We start from the raw sequence: 20,233 nt of genomic DNA, 5'->3' as shown, positions 1-20,233 counted from the left end.
GTCAACCGCCGGGCCGCCTTGCAGGAACAGTTACGGATCGACCTGGCCCATCAGCTCGGCCACCGATTCCGGGCGCTTGGCGTAGCGCTGGGCCAGCACCGCGCAGACCATCAGTTGGATCTGGTGGAACAGCATCAGGGGCAAAATCAGCACGCCCATGGTGCTGCCGGCAAACAGCACCTGGGCCATGGGCACGCCGGTGGCCAGGCTCTTTTTCGAGCCGCAGAAGAGGATGGTGATGCGGTCTTCCTGGTCGAAGCCGAACAGCTTGCCGAGAAAGCTCGACGCCAGCAGCACCAGCGCCAGGAGGACGCAGCAGGCCACCACCAGGCCGGCCAGTTCCCACAGCGGGATCTGGTGCCAGATGCCTTCGTTTACCGCTTCGCTGAAGGCGCCGTAGACCACCAGCAGGATCGAGCCCTGGTCGACGAAGCGCAGCCAGTTCTTGTTGCGCCCGACCCAGGCGCCGATCCAGCGTCGGGCGATCTGCCCGGCGATAAAGGGCAGCAGCAACTGCACGCTGATCTTGAGGATGGCGTCCAGGGTCGAACCGCCTTCGCCGTGCACGTTCAGCAGCAGGGTCACCAAGAGCGGGGTGAGGAAGATCCCGAACAGGCTCGACGCCGCGGCGCTGCAGATGGCCGCCGGGATATTGCCCCGGGCCAGGGAGGTGAAGGCGATCGCCGATTGCACCGTGGCCGGCAGGGCGCACAGATACAGCATGCCCATGTACAGGTCGTTGCCCACCAGCGGTGACAGCAGCGGCTTGAGCGCCAGGCCCAACACGGGAAAGAGGATGAAGGTCAGGCTGAACACCAGCAGGTGCAGGCGCCAGTGGCCGGCCCCGGCAATGATCGCCTCGCGCGACAGCTTGGCGCCGTGGAGGAAGAACAGCAGGCCGATGGCGATGTTGGTCAGCCAGCCGAAACCTATGGCCACCTGGCCGCTGGCCGGCAGGAAACTGGCCAGCAGCACCACGCCGATCAGGGTCAGGGTGAAGTTGTCGGGCAAAAGACGCGAGCGAGTCATAGCGGGATCATCCGGGGGTTGCCAAGTGCGGTGGGGCGACTCTAACGTGGCTGCGTTTTACCGACTAACGCCAAGGAGCCAGTTAATGCCGCCTAAAGGACATGAAAAGATCGTCCGGCGCAGTATTCCCGGTTTGCCCAGCCTGCCGCGGCCGGTGTACGGGCGCACCGAATCCTTGCCCAATCGCGCCTTGACCCGGCGCCACAGCCACCCGTGGGTGCAATTGTCCTACGCCATTGCCGGGGTGCTGGAGATCCAGACCAGCGGCGGGCGCTTTATCGCCCCGCCGCAACGGGCGGTGTGGATTCCCGCCGGGGTGCCGCACCGGGTGTTCAGCTCGCCGCGCACCGAGATGCGCAGCCTGTATCTCGATTGCAGCGTTACCACCTGGGCGGCGCCAGACAGCTGCCAGGTGCTGGCGGTCAGCAGCCTGCTGCGGGAGTTGATCCGCGCCTTCAGTGAATTGCCGGTGGAATATGTCGAGGACAGCGCCGACGGGCGCCTGGCCCAGGTGCTGCTGGACCAGTTGGCCGCCGCGCCGCAGTTGGACCTGATGCTGCCGCTGCCCCACGACGTGCGCCTGCGGGCGATCTACCGCAGCCTGCAGGCGCACCCGGAGCAGGCCACGACGCTGGGCCAGTGGAGCCAGAAGCTCGGGGTGACGGAGAAGACCCTCAGCCGCCTGTTCCTCAAGGACACCGGGCTGACCTTCCGTGCCTGGCGCCAGCGCCTGCGCCTGCTGGGCGCCCTGACTCCCCTGGAGCAGGGCGAGCGGGTCACTGATGTGGCGCTGGCCTGTGGTTATGACTCGACCTCGGCATTTATCGCCGCCTTTCGCCAGCAGTTCGACGCCACCCCGGGGGAGTTCTTCCGCGACCTCTGACACCCCGAGCTTCCTGTAGCCGCTGCCCCAGGCTGCGATGGGCTGCGCAGCAGACCCGAACCGGGTTCCTGGCCCTGCGCGGCGCCCGCCCGGCGGTCGCTGCGCGACCGTTCGCAGCCTGCGGCAGCGGCTACAGGGGGCGGTGGTGGGGCCAGGTGCGATAGGTGTGGCAGATCAGGTTCTTGGGGGGCGCAGCAGTTCGATGCGCTCCGGCGGCACCAGGGTGCGCAGGGTCTTGTACAGGGCCCGGGTCTCCAGCAGGTTCCAGATCCGCAGCAGGGTTTCCAGGGCATCCAGGGGTTTGCTGATGAAGTCCCGGGCGCCCAGGGCCAGCGCCCGCAGGCGGGTGTCGCGGGTGGCGTCGGCGGTGAGTACCAGGATCGGCAGGTAGTCGTTGGCCGGGATCCGTCGGTTGAGCTGTTCCAGTACCGCAAAGCCATCGAACTCGGGCATGTGCAGGTCGAGGATCACCAGGTCCGGCTCGAAGCTATTGAACAGCTCCAGGCTGCGCAGCGGCTGGGTGCTGCTGAGGACATTGTGCAGCCCTTCGCGGGCCAGCAGCTGTTCCATCAGGTCGAGGTTGGGGCGCTGGTCATCGATGATGAGGATGCGCAGATCGGCAGTCATGGGAGCTCCGGGAGACAGGCATCGAGGTGGGCGAAGAACACCGGGATGTGGATGGGCTTGGTCAGGATCGCCGTGGCCCCGGCGTCGAGCAGGGCGCGCCGGGTCGGTTCGCTGGCGTCGGCGGTGATCATCAGGATCGGAGTGTCGGCCGTGGCGCTGGAGGCCCGCAGGCGTTGCAGCACGTCCAGGCCGGGCAGGTCCGGCAGGCTGACGTCCAGCAGGATCATCTGCGGCGCGTGCTGGCGGGCCAGGTCCAGGCCCATCTGGCCTTGCATGCTCGACAGCAGCTGGATGCCCGGGCGCCGTTGCAGCAGGGTTTCGATCAGCGCCAGGCTTTGCAGGTTGTCTTCGATGCACAGCACCTTGCCCTGGTAGCGGCTTGCGGGCTGTGGCGCCGGCACGTTCAGCGCCGGGGCGTTGCAGGGCGCCACGGCGGCTGCAGCGGCCAGGCGCACGAAGGGCAGCTCCAGGGTGAAGCAACTGCCGCTGCCCGGGGTGCTCTGTACGCCCAGGCTGCCGTCCATCATTTCCAGCAGGCTCCTGCTCAGGGCCAGCCCCAGGCCGGTGCCTTCGATCCTGGGGTCGGCGTCCAGGCGTTCGAAGGGCTTGAACAGGCGCTCCAGGCGCTCGGCGGTGATGCCGGCGCCGGTGTCGAGCACGCTCAGGCGCAGGCGTGATGCCTCGATCGCCACGTCGATGCTGACCCGGCCACCCGCGCGGTTGTACTTGATGGCGTTGGACAGCAGGTTGAGCAGCACCTGGATCAGGCGCTGGCGGTCGGCGATCACGCCGCTGTCCGCCGCCAGTTCCGGCAGCGGCGCCAGGGTGATGCCGGCGTCCGCGGCCATGGGTGACACCAGGGTCAGGGCTTCGTGCAGCACCGCCGCCAGGGCCATGGGCTCGACGTTCAGCGGCAGGCGCCCGGCCTCGATACGGGCAATGTCCAGCACCTCGTTGATCAGCCCCAGCAGGTGCTGCCCGGCCCGCAGGATATGCCCGACCTGGGGCCGCTGGCCGGCATTGGAATCCATGTCCAGCAGTTGGGCGAAGCCGAGGATGGCGTTGAGCGGCGTGCGCAGTTCGTGGCTCATGCGCGAGAGGAATTCGCTCTTGGCGCGGCTGGCGCTTTCCGCTTCCTCGCGGGCGGTGCCCAGGGCGATTTCCGCGGCACGGCGATCGGTGATGTCCCGGGTGATCTTGGAAAAACCGCGCAGGGCGCCGCTGGCGTCGTACTGCGCGGTGATCACCACGCTGGCCCAGAAGCGGCTGCCGTCCTTGCGACAGCGCCAGGCCTCTTCCATGTAGTGGCCGTGGGCGGTGGCCTCGCGCAGGGCCATGTCCGGGTGCTGGGGGCACTCTTCGGGCAGGTAGAACAGGGAAAAATGCCGGCCGATGATTTCCTGCTCGCTGTAGCCCTTGATCCGTTCCGCGCCGACGTTCCAGGTGGTAACCCGGCCTGCGGTGTCCAGGGCGAAGATCCCGTAGTCCTTGACCCCGTCGATGATCAGCCGCAGGCGTTCCTCGTTGTCGCGCAGGGCCCGTTCGCGCTCGGCCAGCAGTTGCCCGGCCTCCACCAGGCGCGTGCCCAGCTGGCCGATTTCATCCTGTTCCGGCGCTTGCGGGCGCAGCGGCTGGCCCAGGGCCAGGCGCTGGGCATTGCCCTGTACCTGCTGCACCCGGGTGACGATGCCCCGGGACAGCAACAGCACCGCGACGATGGCGCCGAACAGCCCGCAGCCGGCGGCCAGCAAGGTGGCGAACAGCAGGCGCATGCGGGTTGCCGCGGCGGCTGCGCTACGTTCGGCCAGCAGCGCATCCTCGCGCACGCGCATGGCGCTGATCTGCTCGCGCAGCACGTCCAGTACCTGCTTGTTGTCGATCAGGATCGCGGTCACCGTGGCGGCGTCGTCGCGGCTGCCGTTGCGCAGGGCCACCAGGCCGTCGAGCTTGGTGCGGATCAGCGGGGTGATGGTCTGCAGGTAGTCGCGCATGCGCGGGTCCTGGACATTCTGGTCCAGGCGTTGCAGCGCGGCCTCGATCTGCGGCCGGGCCTGGAGGTAGGCGGGTAAAAAGTCCTCGCGCCGGGTCAGCAGGTAGCCACGCACGCTGGCGGCGGCCTCGGCCAGGAGGGTGTGCACCGCTTGGATATCGCCCTGCACCAGCAGCACCCGGCGCACGTCCTCCTCGGCGCGGGCGGTCTGGCGCTCGGTGCTGTAGATCAGCACCAGCGACAGCAGCAGGATCACCAGCGGCAGGGAGATCACCACCAGCGCCTTGCCCCGCAGCGGCAGGTCGGCCCAGCGCCGGGCGCTGAGCAGGTTCACGGCCACTGCCCGGCAGGTTGCGCCACCAGCCCCAGGGCCATGCCGCGCACCGCGGCCTGGGTGCGGTCGGCGGCGCCGAGCTTGCCGATCACCCGTTCCACGTGGGCCTTGGCGGTGCCGGTGGTGATGCCCAGCTTTTCACCGATCTCGCGGTTGCTGAAGCCGCCGGCCACCAGCCCCAGCACCTGGCGCTCGCGGGCAGTCAGGGCCTGAGCCTGGGGCGCCTGGCCGTTGCCGCGCTCGCTCATGCGCCGTAGCAGGCGGGCGCTGACCGCACTGTTGAGCGCCTCTTCGCCGCGGGCCACGCGCTGCAGGGCGTCGAGCACCTCTTCGCGGCTGGCGTCCTTGAGCAGGTAGCCCACGGCGCCGGCGGCCATGGCGGCTTCCAGGTGATCGGGGCTGTCGTCCATGGTGAAGATCACTACCTTGACCTCGGGCTGGCGCTGTTGCAGCAGGCGCGCGGCCCCCAGGCCGTTGAGCAGGGGCATGCGGATATCGAGGATGGCCAGGTCCGGGCGCAGTTGCTCGCACAGGGCCAGGGCTTGCTCGCCATCCCTGGCTTGCCCCACCACCTCGAACTCCGGGTTGCCCGCCAGCAGGGCGATGAAGCCGGTGCGGGTGACTTCATGATCGTCCGCCAGGACCAGGCGTATCACCGCTGTCATACCGCGTGCTCCAAGGAGGGGACGGGGACGCGGGCGAGAATCCGGGTGCCGCTGCCGGGCCGGCTGTGGCAGGTGAAACGCCCGCCCAGCAAATGGGCGCGTTCCTGCATGGCCACCTGGCCCAACTGTTCGATGCCCTGGCCGGATGCCGGCTGGAAACCTGCGCCGTCGTCGCTGATGCCGAGCACCGCCTGGCCTGCTTCCAGGGCCAGGTTCAGGCTGACGCTGTTGGCCCGGGCATGCTTGAGGATGTTGTTGATGGCTTCCTGGGCGATGCGGAACAGGGCGATTTCCAGGGCCGCCGGCAGGCGCTCCGGGTAGCGCTGCTGCCAGTGCACCGCCAGCCCGGCGTCGCGCAGGCGGTCGGCCTCGCGGTCGATGGCCCGCAGCAGGCCGAAGTCGTCCAGCACATGGGGGCGCAGGCCGCCGATCAGTTGCCGGCCTTCGCCGACGCAGCCCTGGGCCAGTTGCAGGATGGTCTGCAGTTCATCGTGCAGGGGCTCCGGCAGCGGCGGGCAGCGCCCGGCGAAACCCTGCAGGCGCTGGTGCAGCCCGGCCAGGGTTTGCGCCAGGCCGTCGTGCAGGTCGTAGGCGACGCGCTTGCGCTCATCCTCCTGGGCGCTGAACAGGCGCTGCACCAGCTCCGACATGCTGCGCTCCCGGGCTTGCAGGTCCTGCAGCAGGCGCTGGTTTTCCAGGTGCGTGGCCAACAGCGTGGCCAGCAGTTGCAGGGATTCCAGGTCTTCGCTGTCCGGCGCGCTGATGGGCACACTGTTGGCCAGCAGCAGGGCGCCGAAGGGCTGGCCGTCGGCGCGGTGCAGCAGTACGCGCAGCACCCCGGTTTGCGCAAGCGGGCGCTCCAGCCACTGGGCCTGCCCGGCCACGGCGCGCAGGGCTTGCAGGCATTCGCCGTGGCCCTGTTCGGCGCTGGCGTGGGCCACGCCGTCGCTGCTCCATTCCAGCAACAGCCCCTGGTCCATGGCGACAAAGGCGCAGGCCCGCTGCACCACCTGCTGGCGCATCTGTTCGGGGGGCAGTTGCAGCAGCTCCTGGCCGGTGTCCACCAGCAGCCGCAGGCGCGCGGCGCGGCTTTGCGACTGCCGGTACTGGCTGCGCAGGGCCAGGGCGCTGGCGGGATCGAGGGGCGGGCTGGGCATCGGAGCACTCCAGGGTGGGGGCGGTGCAGTGGCTCGGGGCAGGGTATTAGACCCCCGTGCCCGGTATCGCGCCTATCTGCCGAATGGCATAGGCCGTAGGCTCCAGTTGGCCGATGGCAGGGGCGACGGCCCGGGGCACAGTGGGGCTCATTGAAACCCACTGGAGTCCGTGAATGAAACTGAAAAGCACCGCCCTGGCCCTGTTCTTCGTGCTGAGCACGCCACTGGCTCAGGCCCTGGAAGCCACCCCTTACGTGTACCGCACCGTGGCCGAGCAGCCGCAGAACCTGAAGGACCGGGAAATCGCCGGTCTCTTCGACCGCTGGAACAGCGCCCTGCAGACCGGCAACCCGCAAGCCGTGGTCAGCCTCTATGCGCCCAACGCGGTGCTGCAACCGACCGTCTCCAATCAGGTGCGCAGCACCCACGCGCAGATCCAGGACTACTTCGAGCACTTCATGGCCTCGCGGCCGGTGGGCCAGATCAACTACCGGGAGATTCGTCACCTGGGCCCGGATGCGGCCATGGACAGCGGCGTCTACACCTTCACCCTGACTGCCGCCGACGGCAAGAAACAGCAGGTCCAGGCTCGCTACACCTTCCTCTACGAGCGCCTGGGCGGGCAGTGGAAAATCCTCAACCACCACTCTTCGGCCATGCCGCAAGTGCAGCCGCAGTTGCAAGCCAGCCACTGATCCAGGCTCCTGTCGCCTTGCGCCGAGCCTTTGCTCGGCGTTGCTGTCACTGCTCGCGGTAGCGCCCCGGGGTCATGCCGAACCAGCGCAGGCAGGCCTTGTGAAAGCTGCTCTGGTCGCGAAAGCCCAACAGGGCGCCGATGTACTTGACGCTGCGCATGGAGTTGCGCAGAAAACTGTGGGCCAGCATCAGCCGCGCCTCGTCCTGCAGCGCCGAGAAGTGCACGTCTTCATGGCCCAGGCTGCGTTGCAGGCTGCGGGTGCTGACCCCCAGTGCCTGGGCGATATGCGGCAGGTCGCTGGGCGCGCCCTGGGCCAGGGATTCGGACAGGGCGCGGCGCACCCGCGCAGTCATCGAGCCGCTGAGCAGCACATTGAGGCGGTTGCGGGCGTATTCCATGTGCAGCACATCCAGCGCCGGGTCGGCGGTGGGCAGGGCGATGGCGCAGTCCTGGCTGCTGAAGGTCAGGCTGTTGTGGGGCGCGCAGAACTGCAGGTTGTCGCCCATCAGCCGGCGCAGCATGCGCGTGTCCGCAGGCTCGGGGTAGGTGAAGGCCGCCACCAGCGGCCGCGGCTTGTGCTGGGGCAGCAGCCAGTGCAGCAGGCCCAGGGTCTGGGCGGCGCCGGCGTCGATCACCGCCCGGGGGATCAGCGAAGGCTCGGCGGTGACGTCGAAGCCGATCAATTGCAACGCGTCGGGCTTGCGTTCCAGGCACATGCAGAAGCCGTTGCTGGTCAGCGCCTGGTAATCCACCAGGCGCTGCAGCGCTGCCCCCAGGGTCGCGCAAGACATCACCGCATAGCCCAGGGCCTCCAGGTTGGCCGGGTGGGCCTTGCTGTAGGCCAGCAGCCCGAGGTCCGGGTTGCCGGTGCGGCGGGTGGCTTCGCGCATTACTTGATAGACCAGTTCCAGCCTCACGCCCTTGGGATTTTCCTCAACGTCCTGGATGCTGCTGCCGAAGGTTCTGAGCAGGGCGTCGACATTCGCGCCGCCTTCTCTCATGACATCGGCAAGCACCCGAAAGCTGGCGCTGGTCATTCTGTGCATAGGTCTTCCTGGACTAGTGGCTAAATGATATCGATGAGGCCTTTTGCATGATTGCAATAAACAAAAGGCCACAGACGAATAAGCACCGGCCCAGGTTTCCGAGGACAAGCGAAAGGTATCCGGGAACACTTCCGGGTGGCCCGGGCAGGGTCGATCATGGTTGGGCAGGGACCCTTGGGCGAGTGCGGCGGCGGGCTCGTCGTGCCACGTTCGAGGGTGCGTCGTTGGCTTGCCTATGGATCTGTCATGCAAAGCATCAAAGACTTTTATCGTGAATTGGCCGAGGGCCATTTGATGCTGGCATTCCAGCCGGTGGTGTGGCTGCCCGACAGCAGCCGGGTGCTCTACCACGAAGGGTTGCTGCGCCATGTCGATGCCCAGGGCGGGGATGTCTACCCCCTGGCGCTACTGGAGAAACACCAGGTGATGCGCGAGCTGGACCGCAGCGTGGTGCTCTGTGTGATCGACAGCCTGCAACGGGACGAACGCCTGCGCCTGGGGTGCAATATCTCGGCCCAGAGCGCGATCATCGATTCATTCTGGTACCCCATTGTCCAGCAGTTGCGGGACTTTCCCGGCGTGGCCGCGCGGCTGGTCATCGAGATCACCGAAAGCGCCACGCCACCGAGCATCGAGGCGGCCAGCGAGTTTGTCCTGTGCCTGCGCGAACTGGGCTGCCGGGTGGCCATCGACGATTTCGGCGCGGGCCTGGGCACCCTGGAGTTCATCCGCCAGACCCGGCCGGACATCGTCAAGATCGACAAGGGCTACATCCAGCGCGCCCGCAGCGAACTCAACAGCGCCCAGACCCTCAGCCACCTGGTGCAACTGTGCAAGACCCTGGCGCCCTGCGTGATCATCGAAGGGGTGGAGACTGCCACCGACCAGGGCCTGGCCACGGCCTGTGGTGGCGAGTGGGGGCAGGGCTACCTGTTCGGCCGCCCCCAGGTGGATCGCCTGGGGCGACGTTGCCGCCTGGCGCAGCGGGTGCCCCAGCTGTGCACGCCGGATCAGGCGTAGCCCGGGTGCATGCCCGCCTGAAGGGGTTCAATCAGCCTGCGGGGTGATGGGCGGGGTGTGGGCCGTCGGGTCTTGCACCTCGGCACTGATGGGCAATGCCTGCAGGTCTTGCTCGGGAATCTCCTTCATATCCACGTGCATGTTGCGCTTGGGCCGCTCCGGCTGGAGCGCGTCGTAGGGCAGCAGCACGGTGTCGAGCGCCGCATCCAGGGGCAGGCTGGCGATCATCAGGATCGGGCACACCACCATCACCCAGCAGCCGCCGGTGATCATGCGTGCGTAGCCCATGTCGTAGCCGGTGAGCACTTGGGCGTTGGTCTTGACGCTGCGGTAGTAGCGGTCGTCGCGAAAGTCCAGGGCATTGCCGCGAGTCATGTAGGTGCCGCAGCCGGACAGCAGTAGGGTGTTGAGCAGCAACAGGTAATTGATGATTCGGATGATCGGGCTTCCATTCAGGGCAGTGGCAGGGGGGCGAGGCTCAGGGCTTCATCGCGTCGTAGGGCAGCAGCACGGTGTCGACGGCGGCGTCCAGGGGCAGGCTGGCGATCATCAGGATCGGACACACCACCGTGACCCAGCAGGCGCCAGTGACCATGCGTGCCTGGCCCATGTCGTAGCCGGTGAGTATCTGCGCGTTCATCGTCGTGCCGCGGTAATAGCGATCGTCGCGCCAATCATGGCCGCTACGAACCACGTAGGTGCCGCAACCGCTCAGCAGCAGAGTGTTGAGCAACAGGCAAAGGATGCTTCGGATGATCAGGCTTCCACGCAGGGTCGAGACAGGGGCGGGCGAGAATCAGTGATTCATCGCGTCATAGGGCAGCAGCGCGGTGTCGGCCACGGCGTCCACCGGCAGGCTGACGATGGCCACCACCGGGCAGACGATGCTCATCCAGCAGAACAGCGTGACGTAGCCGTCGTAGCCGCTGGCGCCGCGCATGGTCAGCAGTTCGATATTGGCCTGGGTGCCTTTGTAGTAGTCGTAGCTGGTATGGGAATTGGGGGTGCGGGCGATCAGGGTGCCGCAGCCCACCAGGGACAGCAGGGACATAACGAAAAGAGCATTGAGGGCTTTGATGGCGCCATTCCTTAGCAAGCGGATTTTTCCGCGCGCATGGTCGCAGAAGCCCGCTGCAGACGCTAGATTGGGCGCTGAATAAATACAGGGCGCAGTGCCGGGAGGGTTCGATGGAGGGAGAGCGCAGCGTCGCACGGCTATTCGCCGAGGAACCGCTGTCCTGGGGGCTGCGGGGTGACCCCTATTTGTGGCGAGCCATGGCCACGCATCTGGCCCACACGCCCTGGCCGGCCACGGCGCAGCAGTTGGAAGCCCTGATCGTCCAGGCCTTCGAGCAACTTACCGGCAGGGCCTGGAGCTCGGCAGGGCACTTCTTCGTCGAGGCCTTTGCCCATGGCGGCATGTCCAGCGGCGGGATTTCCATGGGCTTCTGGCACGAGCGCGGCCTGCCCCTGTTGTGCGCCCGTTGGGCGCAAGCCTGATCAGATATCGCTGGGTATCAGCATAAGCAGGTCGGTATCGCCGATATCCACCCCGGCCTGGGTCAGCAGGGTGCTGGCCTGGCCGCGGTGGTGGGTCTGGTGGTTGAAGAAATGCACCAGCAGGCTATAGAAATCGCGCTCGGCGACCACGCCCCGGGTGTTGGCGTAATGCAGGCTGCTGTCCAGGTCTGCGTCGCTCAGGGACTGGCTGAAATCGAGGATCAACTGGTCCAGCCACTGACGCTGCTGCCAGAGCCCGCCCAGGTTTGGGAACAGCAGGGTCTTGAGGTCCTGTGGCAGGGCCACCTGCTGCAGCGGCGCCAGGGCCGCAAACCGCGCCGGGTGCTGGGCAAAGCGCTTGAGCCAGATGGTGTCGCCGGCCAGCAAATGATTGAGGGTGCCGAGGATCGAGCCGAAAAAGGCCTGCCGGTCCAGAGCCAGTTGCGCATCGGACAGGCCCATGGCGGCGCTGTACAGCTTGCTGTTCATCCACTGGTTGTAGCGAGCCATCAGGCACAGGTGCTCGGTGCGGTTCATTGCGGTTCCTTTCGGGGTTTGCGGGCTGGCGCGCAGCAGCTTCGCAAGCCCCGGTGCCGCAATGCAAGAGGCGTCACAAAAGCCTCGTGCGCAGGCCGTTTGCAGGGCTGTGCAGCCATTAAAAAAACCGCCCCTTTGGCCCCGATAACATCGTTTCTCGGGGCTTGGGCTTTTCTCTATATTGGCCACCAGATCCAGCGCGGCAACAGGCCGCGCACCCTTTATGGTGAGCCGTTGCAATGAATAAAAAACCTGAACGCACAGGGCTGGAAAACCCCGGAACCGCTACCCGGGTGGTCTGGGGCGGAGAGCAAGTCCGTCATCCCTACAACGCCACGCAACCCCCGATTGTCGCCAGCGCCGCCTATGGCTACGACGACATCGACCAGTGGTACGACGTGGCCCTGGGCAAGGCCCCGGGCTTTATCTACAGCCGCATGAGCAACCCCACGGTGCAAACCCTGGAAGCCAAGCTGCAGGATCTGGAAAACGCCGAATCGGCGGTGGCCTTCAGCAGCGGCATGGCAGCCATCAGCGGCGTGCTCTACAGCTTCCTGCGCCACGGCCAGCGGGTGGTGTCGACCAAGGACAGCTACGGTGGTACCAACAAGATCTTCGAGGAATTCCTGCCGCGCATGGGCGTGGCCGTGACCCTCTGCGAAACCTTCGACCAGCAGCAGATCGAGGCCGAGATCGCCAAGGGCTGCGACCTGCTGTACCTGGAGACGCCGACCAACCCGACCCTGAAGATCGTCGATATCCAGCGTCTGGTCGCCGCGGCGAAACAGGTCGGCGCCCTGGTGGTGGCGGACAACACCTTCGCTACGCCGCTGAATCAGAACCCCCTGGCGCTGGGCGTGGATGTGGTGATCCACAGCGCTACCAAGTTCCTCAGCGGTCACGGCGATGTGCTTGGTGGCGTGGCCTGCGGCAGCGAAGCGCTGATGAGCCAGGTGCGTCACTACCGGGAAATCAACGGTGCCAGCCTCGATCCGTTCTCGGCCTACCTGATCATTCGCGGGATCAAGACCCTGGCCCTGCGCATGCGCCAGCAACAGCACAGCGCCGCGCAGCTGGCGCAGTTCCTGCTCAACGAGCCGTTGGTGGAAGCCGTGAACTACCCGGGCCTGCCCAACCACCCGAACCACGCCGTGGCCTGTGCGCAGATGCGCGGTTTCGGCGCCATCGTCAGCTTTGTCCTGGTGGGTGGCATGGACAGCGTCAAGCAGCTGTTGCCACGCCTGCGCTATGCCCACTGCGCCGGCAACCTGGGGGCGGTGGAAACCATCTACGGCCCGGCGCGCACTACCAGCCATGTGGAGAACACCCTGGAAGAGCGCCAGGCCCTGGGCATCTCCGAAGGCCTGGTGCGGATTTCGGTGGGCATCGAAGACACCGATGACCTGCTGGCCGACCTGCAGCAGGCCTTCGCCTGGCTGCGCCAATCCCTCAAGCAGAATGCGGCGCCTGGCGCCATCCCATCCCTGGACCCGCGGGCCGAGGTCGCCCACTGAAAAGAGCGCGCAACACCCCCACAGCAAGGTAGCCAGTGGGGGCTTCATGAAGAGGAATAACAATAAAAACCTGGTGGCATCCGATTTGTTTTCTGCCCATTTCCACAGTCGCAGAAATTGAGACTTGCCCTGACAACTTTCATGAGAACCATCATGTCCCTACAAGAACAACAGACCGACTTGCGCGGCGGCTTCAAGCAAGAAATGCAGACCCGGCACATTGTCATGCTCGCCCTGGGCGGGGTGATCGGCACCGGGCTGTTCCTCACGTCCGGCTACACGGTGAACCAGGCCGGCCCGCTGGGCGCGGTGATCGCCTACATCATCGGCGCGCTGATGGTGTACCTGGTGATGATGTGCCTCGGCGAACTGGCGGTGCAGATGCCCGAGACCGGCTCCTTCAGCACCTACGCCACGCGCTTTCTCGGCCCCGGCACCGGCTACACCGTGGCCTGGCTGTACTGGCTGACCTGGACCGTGGCCATCGGCTCGGAATTCACCGCCGCCGGGATCCTCATGGCCCGCTGGTTCCCCGAGACCCCGGTGTGGATCTGGAGCGCGCTGTTCGCCATGGTGGTGTTCTTGTCCAACGTGGTGTCGGTGCGGCTGTTCGCCGAGACCGAGTTCTGGCTGTCGCTGGTCAAGGTGATCACCGTGTTGGCATTCCTGGTGGTGGGCGGCGGGGCGATTCTCGGTCTTCTGCACATCGACCAGGCCCACAGCATCGGCCTGAGCAACTTCACCCGTGAGGGGCTATTCCCCACCGGCTTCATGCCGATCGCCATGACCCTACTGGCGGTGGCCTTCGCTTTCTCCGGCACCGAACTGATCGGCATCGCCGCTGGCGAAACCCGTGACCCGCAACGCAATGTGCCACGGGCGATCCGCACCACGGTGCTGCGCCTGGCGATCTTCTTCGTCGGCACCATCTTCGTCCTCGCCACCCTGTTGCCCCGGGAGCAGGCCGGCCTGGTGGAAAGCCCGTTCGTCACGGTGTTCACCTACATCGGCATTCCGTACTCGGCCGACATCATGAACTTCGTGATCATCAGCGCGTTGCTGTCCGCCGCCAACTCCGGGCTGTACGCCGCCTCGCGGATGCTCTGGACCCTGAGCGACCAGGGCCACCTGCCCAAGCAGTTCTCGGCCCTGACCCGCATGGGCACGCCGCTCAACGCGATCATCGTGAGCATGGCTGGTGGCGCCGCCTCGCTGCTCAGCAGCGTGTTCGCCCCGGACACCATCTACCTGGCCCTGGTGTCGATTTCCGGGCTGGCGGTGGTGGTGGTGTGGATGAGCATCGCCGCCAGCCAGATCGCCTTTCGCCGGCACTTCGTGGCCAACGGCGGTGACGTGCGCGACTTGAAATTCCGTGTTCGTGGCTACCCCTGGGTGCCGTTGGGGGCGCTGTTGTGCTGCGCCCTGGCCTGTGTCGGCATCGGTTTCGACCCCGAGCAGCGCGTGGCCCTGTACTTCGGCCTGCCCTTCATCGCCTGGTGCTACCTGGTGTATTACATTACCCGCAGTAGCCGCCAGCGGCGCCTGTCCCTGGCAGCCCTGGCTCGGCCCTCCGATGCCCTGCAGGGTTGACGGGTGCGCCCGGCGCCCAGGGTGTCCATGAGAGCCAGGCCATGAAGCAGAAAAGCTTGCCCCCGCTGAACTGGCTGCGCGCCTTCGAGGTGTCCGCCCGTTGCCTTAACTTCACCCACGCCGCCGAGGAACTGTTCCTCACCCAGGGCGCGGTCAGCCAACAGATCCGCCAGCTGGAAAGCCACCTCGGGGTGGCGCTGTTCAAGCGCCTGCCCCGCGGCCTGGACCTGACCGAGGAGGGCCGTTCCTACCTGCCGGTGGTGCAGGACGCGATCACCCGGTTGGCGGTGGGCACCAACGAAATTTTCGGCCAGCACAAGCGCCGGCCGATCAAGGTGCGCGGCAGCCTGGCGTTTTTCGTCCACTGGCTGGCGCCCAAGCTGGCGGATTTTCAGCACAGGCACCCGCTGGTGGATATCCGCTACATCAGCAATATCTGGGTCAAGGAACTGGACGGCGAAGACGACCTGGAAATTCGTTGGGGCCACGGCCACTGGCCGGGGCTGGTGGCCCAGCGCCTGACCTGGGACACGCTGTTCCCGGTGTGTGCCCCGGCCTTGCTGGACAAGGCGCCGCTAGAGGTGCCGGCGGACCTGGCCCGGCACCCGCTGCTGCATGTGCTGGGCTACGAAGAGGGCTGGGGCTACTGGCTGCAGCGGGCCGGCGCCGAGCAGGTGGATTCGTCCCGGGGGATGCAGTTCGACACCCTGATTTCCACCTTGCGCATGGCCGAACTGGGCCTGGGCGTGGCCCTGGCCCGTTCCTCCATGGTCGACCAGATGCTCGCCGACGGGCGTTTGCTGGAGCCTTTCAGTCAGCGCATCGAAGCCAGCGAATCCTTTTACCTGGTGCGTGGCGCCGGGGCCGATCCACACCCCGATGCGCTGGAATTTTCCACCTGGCTGGTGGAGCAGGCCCATCGCCATAAATGACTGGCCGGAGCCAAACATGCGTTATGTGAGTACCCGCAGTACCGCTGAGCAGGTGGATTTCGAAAGCGTGGTGTTATCCGGCGTGGCCGCCGATGGCGGGCTGTACGTGCCGGCCGAGCTGCCACGCTTCAGCCCCCAGGAGATCGCCAATTGGTCGACCCTGGATTACCCCGAACTGGCCTTCCGGGTGCTCAGCCCCTTTGTCGGCGACTGCCTGCCCGAGGCGGACTTCAAGGCCTTGCTCGGCCGCGCCTACAGTGGCTTTGGCCACCGCGCGGTGGCGCCCCTGCGACAGATCGACCGCAATGAATGGGTGCTGGAACTGTTCCATGGGCCCACTGGCTCGGCCAAGGATTTTGCCGCGCGGTTGCAGGCGCAACTGGTGGGCTATTTCCTCCAGCGCCGGCAGCGCCACGGGGTGCTGGTGGGGGCCAGCAACGGCGATACCGCGCTGGCGGCTATCGACGCCTTCAAGGACTGCCCGCAGACCCAGGTGCTGGTGTTCTATCCGCAGCACGGCGTGCCCGAGCAGCAAGGGCAGCAGTTGCAGGCGGCACACAACCCCGGGCTGTGGCGCTTTGCCGTGCAGGGCAGCTTCGACGACTGCCAGACCCTGGTGGCCCGCCTGCTGCGCCAATGGCCCCTGGCCGAGCGCGAGGTGATCGGCTTCAACTCCAGCAATTGGGTCGGGGTCATGGCCCAGCTGGTGCTGTATTTCCATGCCGTGCTGCAACTGGGGGGCGGCCAGCGGCCCATCGGCTTCAGCGTGCCGGCAGCGAGCTTCGCCGAGGTCTATGCCGGCTATATCGTGCAGAAGATGGGCCTGCCCATCACCCAGATGATTGTCGCCACCAACCGCAACGACGCCCTGCACCAGCTGTTCCTGAAGAACCGCTATTGCCGCGCCGAGGCCAGCCAGAGCCTGTCGCCGGCCATGGACCTGTCACTGTTCGCCAACCTGGAGCGCTTTGTCTGGGAGCTCTATGGCCAGGACCCGCATGCGGTGGCGGGCCTGATGCAGCGGTTTGAGGGCAGTGGCGAGATGACCCTGGGCAACGAGTTCTGGCTGCAGGCGCGGATGATCATCGACTCCTACTCGGTGAGCGATGAAGAGACCGGCAAGGAGATCAGCAGCCTCTATCGGGACACCGGCTACATCATCGACCCCCATGCCGCCATCGGTGTCCTGGCGGCGCGCCTGTACCGCCGCAGCCTGGTGGCGCCCATGGTCACCCTGGGGGAGATCGCGCCGGCCAAGTCGGCTCGGTTGCTGGGCTCGCTGGGTATTCCCGGGCTGGCACCACAGCCAGTCGCGGCGCCTTCCACGGCGCAGTGGCAGGCACTGGCGGCGGATGATTTTGCCGCCGTACTGCACTGCCTGAAGGCACTGTGATGGGCACCGCGAAGGAGGCTTCATGAAGCGGATCCTGGATCCACTGGACGAACGCATCATCGCCGAGCTGACCCGCAATGCCCGGGCGGCCCATGCCGAGCTGGCGGCCAAGGTCAACCTGTCGCGCAATGCCGTGCGCCAGCGCATCGAACGCCTGGAGCGCGACGGCGCGATCCAGGGCTACACCATTCGCGTGGGCGAAGGGCGCGGGGCGGATACCCGGATCAATGCGCTGATCTTCGTCTACCGCTACGACCGCATGCGCGGGGCCGATGTATTGCAGGCGCTGCGCGCGATGCCGGAGATCATCCAGTGCGAAGTGCTCAGCGGCGAGTTCGATGTGCTGGTGCGGGTCAGCGCCGCCAGCGTAGAGCGGGTGCACCGGGTGTGGAATGACATCGCCGCCTTGCCCGGGGTGGAAAACACCGTGACGTCCTTTGTCTTGTCCTCTGTGGCCTGAGCGCAGAGCCGGATCTTCTGGCCTCCTGTAGCCGCTGCCGAGCCTTTGGCGAGGCTGCGAAAAGGGCCGAAGGACCTTCCTGCGCGGTCAATCAGCATGTTGCGATGAATGGAACCCTGTGTGGTGTCCTGTTGGACCGCACCGCCAGGGTTAGCGTCTCCTGCGGAGCCGGGTGCAGCCTTCGGCAGCGGCTACAGGGGCAGTCTTGGTTGCGGGTTTTGCGTAGCCAGCGCCTGTGAGCGCAGCCTTCGGCAGTGGTCACCGGCGCTGGGCAAAATGCTCAGCAAATACAGCAAAACGGCATATTTCACTGCCCGGTCCCGACCCCTAACCTTGTGTCCATCAGCTTCTCAACCCGGATGGAACACAACAAAAATGACTGAATACAACATCGCCCTGGTGGGCTTCGGCGGGGTCAACCGGGCCCTGGCGCAACTGATTGCCGAGCGCAATCAGACGTGGAAAAAACAACTGGGTTTCAGCTTGAAGATCGTTGGCATCAGCGATCTGTTCCTGGGCTCCATCGTCGCTCCCCAGGGGCTGGATGCCGGTCTGCTGAGCAAGCTGCCGGCAACCAAGGGCGCCTTGGCGCAACTGCCGGGCGGCCAGGTGGAGGCGCTCAACGAACAGGTGATCAAGGACTCCGGCGCCGACATCATTGCCGAGGCCACTTTCACCAACCCGGTGGACGGCGAGCCAGCGAGTACCTTCTGCCGTTGGGCCCTGGAGCAGGGCAAGCACGTGGTGACCACCAACAAGGGCCCCATTGCCCTGCACAGCGCCGAGCTCAAGGCCCTGGCCCAGCGCAATCTGGCGGCCTTCGAATACGAAGGCGCGGTGATGAGCGGCACCCCGGTGATCCGCATGGCCAAGCAGTCCCTGGCCGGCAGTGGGCTACTGGGGTTCGAGGGCATTCTCAATGGCACCTCCAACTTTGTGCTGACCCGCATGGAGGCCGGCCTGGGCTTTGCCGAAGCGGTGGCCGAGGCCCAGGCCCTGGGGTATGCCGAGGCCGATCCGAGCGCGGATGTCGAAGGCTTTGACGTGCGTTTGAAGGTGGTGATCCTGGCCAACGAATTGCTCGACGCGCAGTTGACCGTCAGTGATGTCAGTTGCCGGGGTATCTCCGGCCTGACGGCCAAGGACCTGGAGCAGGCCCGTGCCGAGGGCGCGCGCTGGAAGCTGATCGGTTCGGCCCAACGCCTGGCCGATGGCTCGCTGCAAGCCAGTGTCGAGCCGCGCCTGTTGCCCCTGGCCCATCCGCTGGCGGGCATTGGCGGGGCGATCAACGCGGTGTCGTTCAACACCGAACTGCTGGGCGCGGTGACGGTGTCCGGGCCGGGCGCTGGGCGCATCGAGACCGCCTTTGCCTTGCTCTCGGACATCATTCACATCCACCAGTCGCGCTTGGCCCGCTAGGAGCATGCCCATGAACCTGTCACGTCTGGCGCTGGCCGCCGATTCGATTGATGTCTGCAGCCCCTTCGATGGTCGGCTGATCGGGACAGTGCCACGCCTTGAGGCCTGTGCCGTGCCCTACCTGTTGCAGCAAGCCCGCCAGGGTGTCAGCGACTGCGCGGCGCTGCCGCGCTATCAGCGGGCACGGATTCTGGAGCGGGCGGCCCTGAACATCGAGCGCGACGCCGAACATTTCGCCCGGTTGATCGTCGATGAAGCGGGCAAGACCCTGAAACAGGCGCAGAAAGAGGTCAAGCGCTGCATCAACACCCTCAAGCTGTCGGCCGAAGAGGCCAAGCGCAATGCCGGCGAGGTGCTGCCGTTTGATGCCTATGAAGGTTCGGAAAACCGCCAGGGCTGGTTTTCGCGCGAGCCCTTGGGGCTGATCCTGGCGATCACGCCTTACAACGATCCGTTGAACCTGGTGGCGCACAAGCTGGGCCCGGCCATCGCCGGGGGCAACGGGGTGATTCTCAAGCCCTCGGAGCTGGCGCCGCTGTCGGCGATCAAGCTGGTGGACTACTTGCGCGATGCCGGCCTGCCGACCTCGGTGGTGACTCTGGCCACCGGTGGTGCGGACCTGGGCAAGGCCCTGGTGGAAGCCCGTGAGGTGCGCATGGTGTCGTTCACCGGCGGCTTTGTCACCGGGGAGCAGATCACCCGCAGCGCCGGGTTGAAAAAGCTGGCCATGGACCTGGGAGGCAATGCGCCGGTGATCGTGATGGCCGACTGTGACCTGGCGGCGACGGTGGATAGCTGCGTGTCCGGAGCCTTCTGGGCGGCGGGGCAGAACTGCATCGGCACCCAGCGCCTGCTGGTCCAGGCCTCGATCTATGAGGCGTTTCGAGAGGCTTTTGTGCGCCTGGCTCGGGAGCAGGTCAGTGGCGACCCGCTGGCCAGCAGCACGGACATCGGGCCGATGATCAGCCTGCAGGCGGCGCAGAACGCGCAGAAGGTCGTGGATGAAGCGCTGCAACAGGGCGCGCGTTTGCTCTGTGGGCATCAGCGCCGGGGTTCCTGTTACGCCGCCACGGTGCTGGAGAATGTCGACCACGGCAGTCGCCTGTGGCAGGACGAGGTCTTTGCGCCAGTGGTGGTCTTGCAACCGTTCGACGATCTGGATCAGGCCATCGCTTTGGCCAATCAGCCCGAATACAGCCTGCATGCAGGGATCTTCACCAATGACCTGCGTATCGCTATGGACGCTGCGCGGCGGATCGAGGCGGGTGGGGTGATGATCAACGACTCTTCCGATTACCGTTTCGATGCCATGCCCTTTGGCGGCTTCAAGTACGGCAGCCTGGGCCGAGAAGGGGTGCGTTTCGCCTATGAGGAAATGACCCAGCCCAAGGTGGTGTGCCTCAACCGCCTGGGCTGAGGCTGATTGCAGCAACACGACAG

Annotated in this window: 21 protein-coding genes; 11 read left to right on the top strand and 10 right to left on the bottom strand. The window is 66.2% G+C overall.

What is annotated here, in order from left to right; genetic code table 11:
* Positions 1-30 precede the first annotated feature (30 nt).
* Positions 31-1,029: a bile acid:sodium symporter family protein gene (locus tag A9971_RS05260; protein ID WP_015636235.1), complete on the bottom strand. Its 999-nt coding sequence runs from the start codon at positions 1,027-1,029 to the stop codon at positions 31-33.
* Positions 1,030-1,114: 85 nt separating this feature from the next.
* On the opposite strand from A9971_RS05260, the gene A9971_RS05255 reads away from it, so the two are divergent.
* A complete protein-coding gene (locus A9971_RS05255; protein WP_015636234.1) occupies positions 1,115-1,912 on the top strand; it encodes a helix-turn-helix transcriptional regulator in 798 nt (265 codons plus the stop codon).
* A 174-nt stretch (positions 1,913-2,086) separates the two neighbouring features.
* Here the strand turns inward: A9971_RS05255 and A9971_RS05250 are convergent, their stop codons facing one another.
* From A9971_RS05250 to A9971_RS05235, 4 genes are read right to left on the bottom strand one after another with little or no spacing between them, the layout of a single operon-like run.
* Positions 2,087-2,539 (bottom strand): response regulator, encoded by a 453-nt coding sequence (locus A9971_RS05250; protein WP_015636233.1) that lies wholly within the window; start codon positions 2,537-2,539, stop codon positions 2,087-2,089.
* The gene (locus A9971_RS05245; RefSeq protein WP_183000969.1) at positions 2,536-4,863 is read right to left on the bottom strand and encodes an ATP-binding protein; all 2,328 of its coding nucleotides are present in this window, start codon (positions 4,861-4,863) and stop codon (positions 2,536-2,538) included. The genes A9971_RS05250 and A9971_RS05245 overlap by 4 nt, the downstream gene beginning before the upstream one ends.
* Positions 4,860-5,528 carry a response regulator transcription factor gene (locus A9971_RS05240; RefSeq protein ID WP_011062112.1) on the bottom strand — a complete coding sequence of 223 codons (669 nt, stop codon included), beginning with the start codon at positions 5,526-5,528 and terminating at the stop codon, positions 4,860-4,862. Before A9971_RS05240 ends, A9971_RS05245 begins: the two co-directional genes overlap by 4 nt.
* Positions 5,525-6,685 carry a sensor histidine kinase gene (locus A9971_RS05235; protein ID WP_183000968.1) on the bottom strand — a complete coding sequence of 387 codons (1,161 nt, stop codon included), beginning with the start codon at positions 6,683-6,685 and terminating at the stop codon, positions 5,525-5,527. Before A9971_RS05235 ends, A9971_RS05240 begins: the two co-directional genes overlap by 4 nt.
* Before the next feature lie 173 nt (positions 6,686-6,858).
* Between A9971_RS05235 and A9971_RS05230 the strand changes: the two genes are divergently transcribed.
* A complete protein-coding gene (locus tag A9971_RS05230; RefSeq protein ID WP_183000967.1) occupies positions 6,859-7,380 on the top strand; it encodes an SgcJ/EcaC family oxidoreductase in 522 nt (173 codons plus the stop codon).
* A 46-nt stretch (positions 7,381-7,426) separates the two neighbouring features.
* On the opposite strand, the gene A9971_RS05225 is transcribed toward A9971_RS05230, so the two are convergent.
* Positions 7,427-8,428: an AraC family transcriptional regulator gene (locus A9971_RS05225; RefSeq protein ID WP_183000966.1), complete on the bottom strand. Its 1,002-nt coding sequence runs from the start codon at positions 8,426-8,428 to the stop codon at positions 7,427-7,429.
* Between the two features lie 246 nt (positions 8,429-8,674).
* Between A9971_RS05225 and A9971_RS05220 the strand changes: the two genes are divergently transcribed.
* Complete coding sequence (locus A9971_RS05220) at positions 8,675-9,448, top strand: EAL domain-containing protein (RefSeq protein ID WP_011062108.1); 774 nt, start codon at positions 8,675-8,677, stop codon at positions 9,446-9,448.
* Positions 9,449-9,475: 27 nt separating this feature from the next.
* Here the strand turns inward: A9971_RS05220 and A9971_RS05215 are convergent, their stop codons facing one another.
* The 3 genes from A9971_RS05215 to A9971_RS05205 all read right to left on the bottom strand — a co-directional run bounded on the left by A9971_RS05215 (position 9,476) and on the right by A9971_RS05205 (position 10,544).
* Positions 9,476-9,865: a YceK/YidQ family lipoprotein gene (locus A9971_RS05215; protein ID WP_011062107.1), complete on the bottom strand. Its 390-nt coding sequence runs from the start codon at positions 9,863-9,865 to the stop codon at positions 9,476-9,478.
* A gap of 61 nt (positions 9,866-9,926) precedes the next feature.
* Entirely contained in the window at positions 9,927-10,181 is a 255-nt protein-coding gene (locus tag A9971_RS05210) for a YceK/YidQ family lipoprotein (protein WP_227454126.1), read from the bottom strand.
* Between the two features lie 63 nt (positions 10,182-10,244).
* Positions 10,245-10,544, bottom strand: a complete 300-nt coding sequence (locus A9971_RS05205; RefSeq protein ID WP_077934467.1) for a YceK/YidQ family lipoprotein — start codon at positions 10,542-10,544, stop codon at positions 10,245-10,247.
* A 92-nt stretch (positions 10,545-10,636) separates the two neighbouring features.
* Here A9971_RS05205 and A9971_RS05200 point away from each other — a divergent pair, with 92 nt between their 5' ends.
* On the top strand, positions 10,637-10,948 hold the full coding sequence (locus tag A9971_RS05200; protein ID WP_041118987.1) for a hypothetical protein: 312 nt from the start codon (positions 10,637-10,639) through the stop codon (positions 10,946-10,948).
* On the opposite strand, the gene A9971_RS05195 is transcribed toward A9971_RS05200, so the two are convergent.
* On the bottom strand, positions 10,949-11,485 hold the full coding sequence (locus A9971_RS05195; protein WP_011062104.1) for a DinB family protein: 537 nt from the start codon (positions 11,483-11,485) through the stop codon (positions 10,949-10,951).
* Between the two features lie 239 nt (positions 11,486-11,724).
* Here A9971_RS05195 and A9971_RS05190 point away from each other — a divergent pair, with 239 nt between their 5' ends.
* The 7 genes from A9971_RS05190 (at position 11,725) to A9971_RS05160 (ending at position 20,210) form a co-directional block, all read left to right on the top strand.
* On the top strand, positions 11,725-12,999 hold the full coding sequence (locus A9971_RS05190; protein ID WP_183000965.1) for a cystathionine gamma-synthase family protein: 1,275 nt from the start codon (positions 11,725-11,727) through the stop codon (positions 12,997-12,999).
* A 153-nt stretch (positions 13,000-13,152) separates the two neighbouring features.
* The gene (locus A9971_RS05185) at positions 13,153-14,589 is read left to right on the top strand and encodes an amino acid permease (RefSeq protein ID WP_011062102.1); all 1,437 of its coding nucleotides are present in this window, start codon (positions 13,153-13,155) and stop codon (positions 14,587-14,589) included.
* A gap of 41 nt (positions 14,590-14,630) precedes the next feature.
* The gene (locus A9971_RS05180; RefSeq protein WP_011062101.1) at positions 14,631-15,521 is read left to right on the top strand and encodes a LysR substrate-binding domain-containing protein; all 891 of its coding nucleotides are present in this window, start codon (positions 14,631-14,633) and stop codon (positions 15,519-15,521) included.
* Between the two features lie 16 nt (positions 15,522-15,537).
* Complete coding sequence (gene thrC / locus A9971_RS05175) at positions 15,538-16,914, top strand: threonine synthase (RefSeq protein WP_041118983.1); 1,377 nt, start codon at positions 15,538-15,540, stop codon at positions 16,912-16,914.
* Between the two features lie 22 nt (positions 16,915-16,936).
* On the top strand, positions 16,937-17,374 hold the full coding sequence (locus A9971_RS05170) for an Lrp/AsnC family transcriptional regulator (protein ID WP_015636223.1): 438 nt from the start codon (positions 16,937-16,939) through the stop codon (positions 17,372-17,374).
* Positions 17,375-17,749: 375 nt separating this feature from the next.
* Positions 17,750-18,793: a homoserine dehydrogenase gene (locus tag A9971_RS05165; RefSeq protein ID WP_041752396.1), complete on the top strand. Its 1,044-nt coding sequence runs from the start codon at positions 17,750-17,752 to the stop codon at positions 18,791-18,793.
* A 10-nt stretch (positions 18,794-18,803) separates the two neighbouring features.
* Positions 18,804-20,210 carry an aldehyde dehydrogenase family protein gene (locus A9971_RS05160; RefSeq protein WP_183000964.1) on the top strand — a complete coding sequence of 469 codons (1,407 nt, stop codon included), beginning with the start codon at positions 18,804-18,806 and terminating at the stop codon, positions 20,208-20,210.
* The last annotated feature ends 23 nt before the right edge of the window (positions 20,211-20,233 follow it).

The organism is Pseudomonas sp. UME65, assembly GCF_014170225.1.
Lineage (GTDB): Bacteria > Pseudomonadota > Gammaproteobacteria > Pseudomonadales > Pseudomonadaceae > Aquipseudomonas > Aquipseudomonas protegens.
Note: the sequence above shows the minus strand (reverse complement) of the source record. Positions and strands in the feature narration are given on the sequence as shown.

Excerpts from the sequence above, each read along its gene's own strand:
- A9971_RS05260 (WP_015636235.1), bottom strand. The coding sequence starts at position 1,029 with ATGACTCGCTCGCGTCTTTTGCCCGACAACTTCACCCTGACCCTGATC.
- A9971_RS05190 (WP_183000965.1), top strand. The coding sequence starts at position 11,725 with ATGAATAAAAAACCTGAACGCACAGGGCTGGAAAACCCCGGAACCGCT.
- A9971_RS05185 (WP_011062102.1), top strand. The coding sequence starts at position 13,153 with ATGTCCCTACAAGAACAACAGACCGACTTGCGCGGCGGCTTCAAGCAA.
- A9971_RS05235 (WP_183000968.1), bottom strand. The coding sequence starts at position 6,685 with ATGCCCAGCCCGCCCCTCGATCCCGCCAGCGCCCTGGCCCTGCGCAGC.
- A9971_RS05225 (WP_183000966.1), bottom strand. The coding sequence starts at position 8,428 with ATGCACAGAATGACCAGCGCCAGCTTTCGGGTGCTTGCCGATGTCATG.
- A9971_RS05180 (WP_011062101.1), top strand. The coding sequence starts at position 14,631 with ATGAAGCAGAAAAGCTTGCCCCCGCTGAACTGGCTGCGCGCCTTCGAG.
- A9971_RS05195 (WP_011062104.1), bottom strand. The coding sequence starts at position 11,485 with ATGAACCGCACCGAGCACCTGTGCCTGATGGCTCGCTACAACCAGTGG.
- A9971_RS05230 (WP_183000967.1), top strand. The coding sequence starts at position 6,859 with ATGAAACTGAAAAGCACCGCCCTGGCCCTGTTCTTCGTGCTGAGCACG.
- A9971_RS05160 (WP_183000964.1), top strand. The coding sequence starts at position 18,804 with ATGAACCTGTCACGTCTGGCGCTGGCCGCCGATTCGATTGATGTCTGC.
- A9971_RS05250 (WP_015636233.1), bottom strand. The coding sequence starts at position 2,539 with ATGACTGCCGATCTGCGCATCCTCATCATCGATGACCAGCGCCCCAAC.
- A9971_RS05220 (WP_011062108.1), top strand. The coding sequence starts at position 8,675 with ATGCAAAGCATCAAAGACTTTTATCGTGAATTGGCCGAGGGCCATTTG.
- A9971_RS05255 (WP_015636234.1), top strand. The coding sequence starts at position 1,115 with ATGCCGCCTAAAGGACATGAAAAGATCGTCCGGCGCAGTATTCCCGGT.
- A9971_RS05200 (WP_041118987.1), top strand. The coding sequence starts at position 10,637 with ATGGAGGGAGAGCGCAGCGTCGCACGGCTATTCGCCGAGGAACCGCTG.
- thrC (WP_041118983.1), top strand. The coding sequence starts at position 15,538 with ATGCGTTATGTGAGTACCCGCAGTACCGCTGAGCAGGTGGATTTCGAA.
- A9971_RS05165 (WP_041752396.1), top strand. The coding sequence starts at position 17,750 with ATGACTGAATACAACATCGCCCTGGTGGGCTTCGGCGGGGTCAACCGG.
- A9971_RS05170 (WP_015636223.1), top strand. The coding sequence starts at position 16,937 with ATGAAGCGGATCCTGGATCCACTGGACGAACGCATCATCGCCGAGCTG.
- A9971_RS05240 (WP_011062112.1), bottom strand. The coding sequence starts at position 5,528 with ATGACAGCGGTGATACGCCTGGTCCTGGCGGACGATCATGAAGTCACC.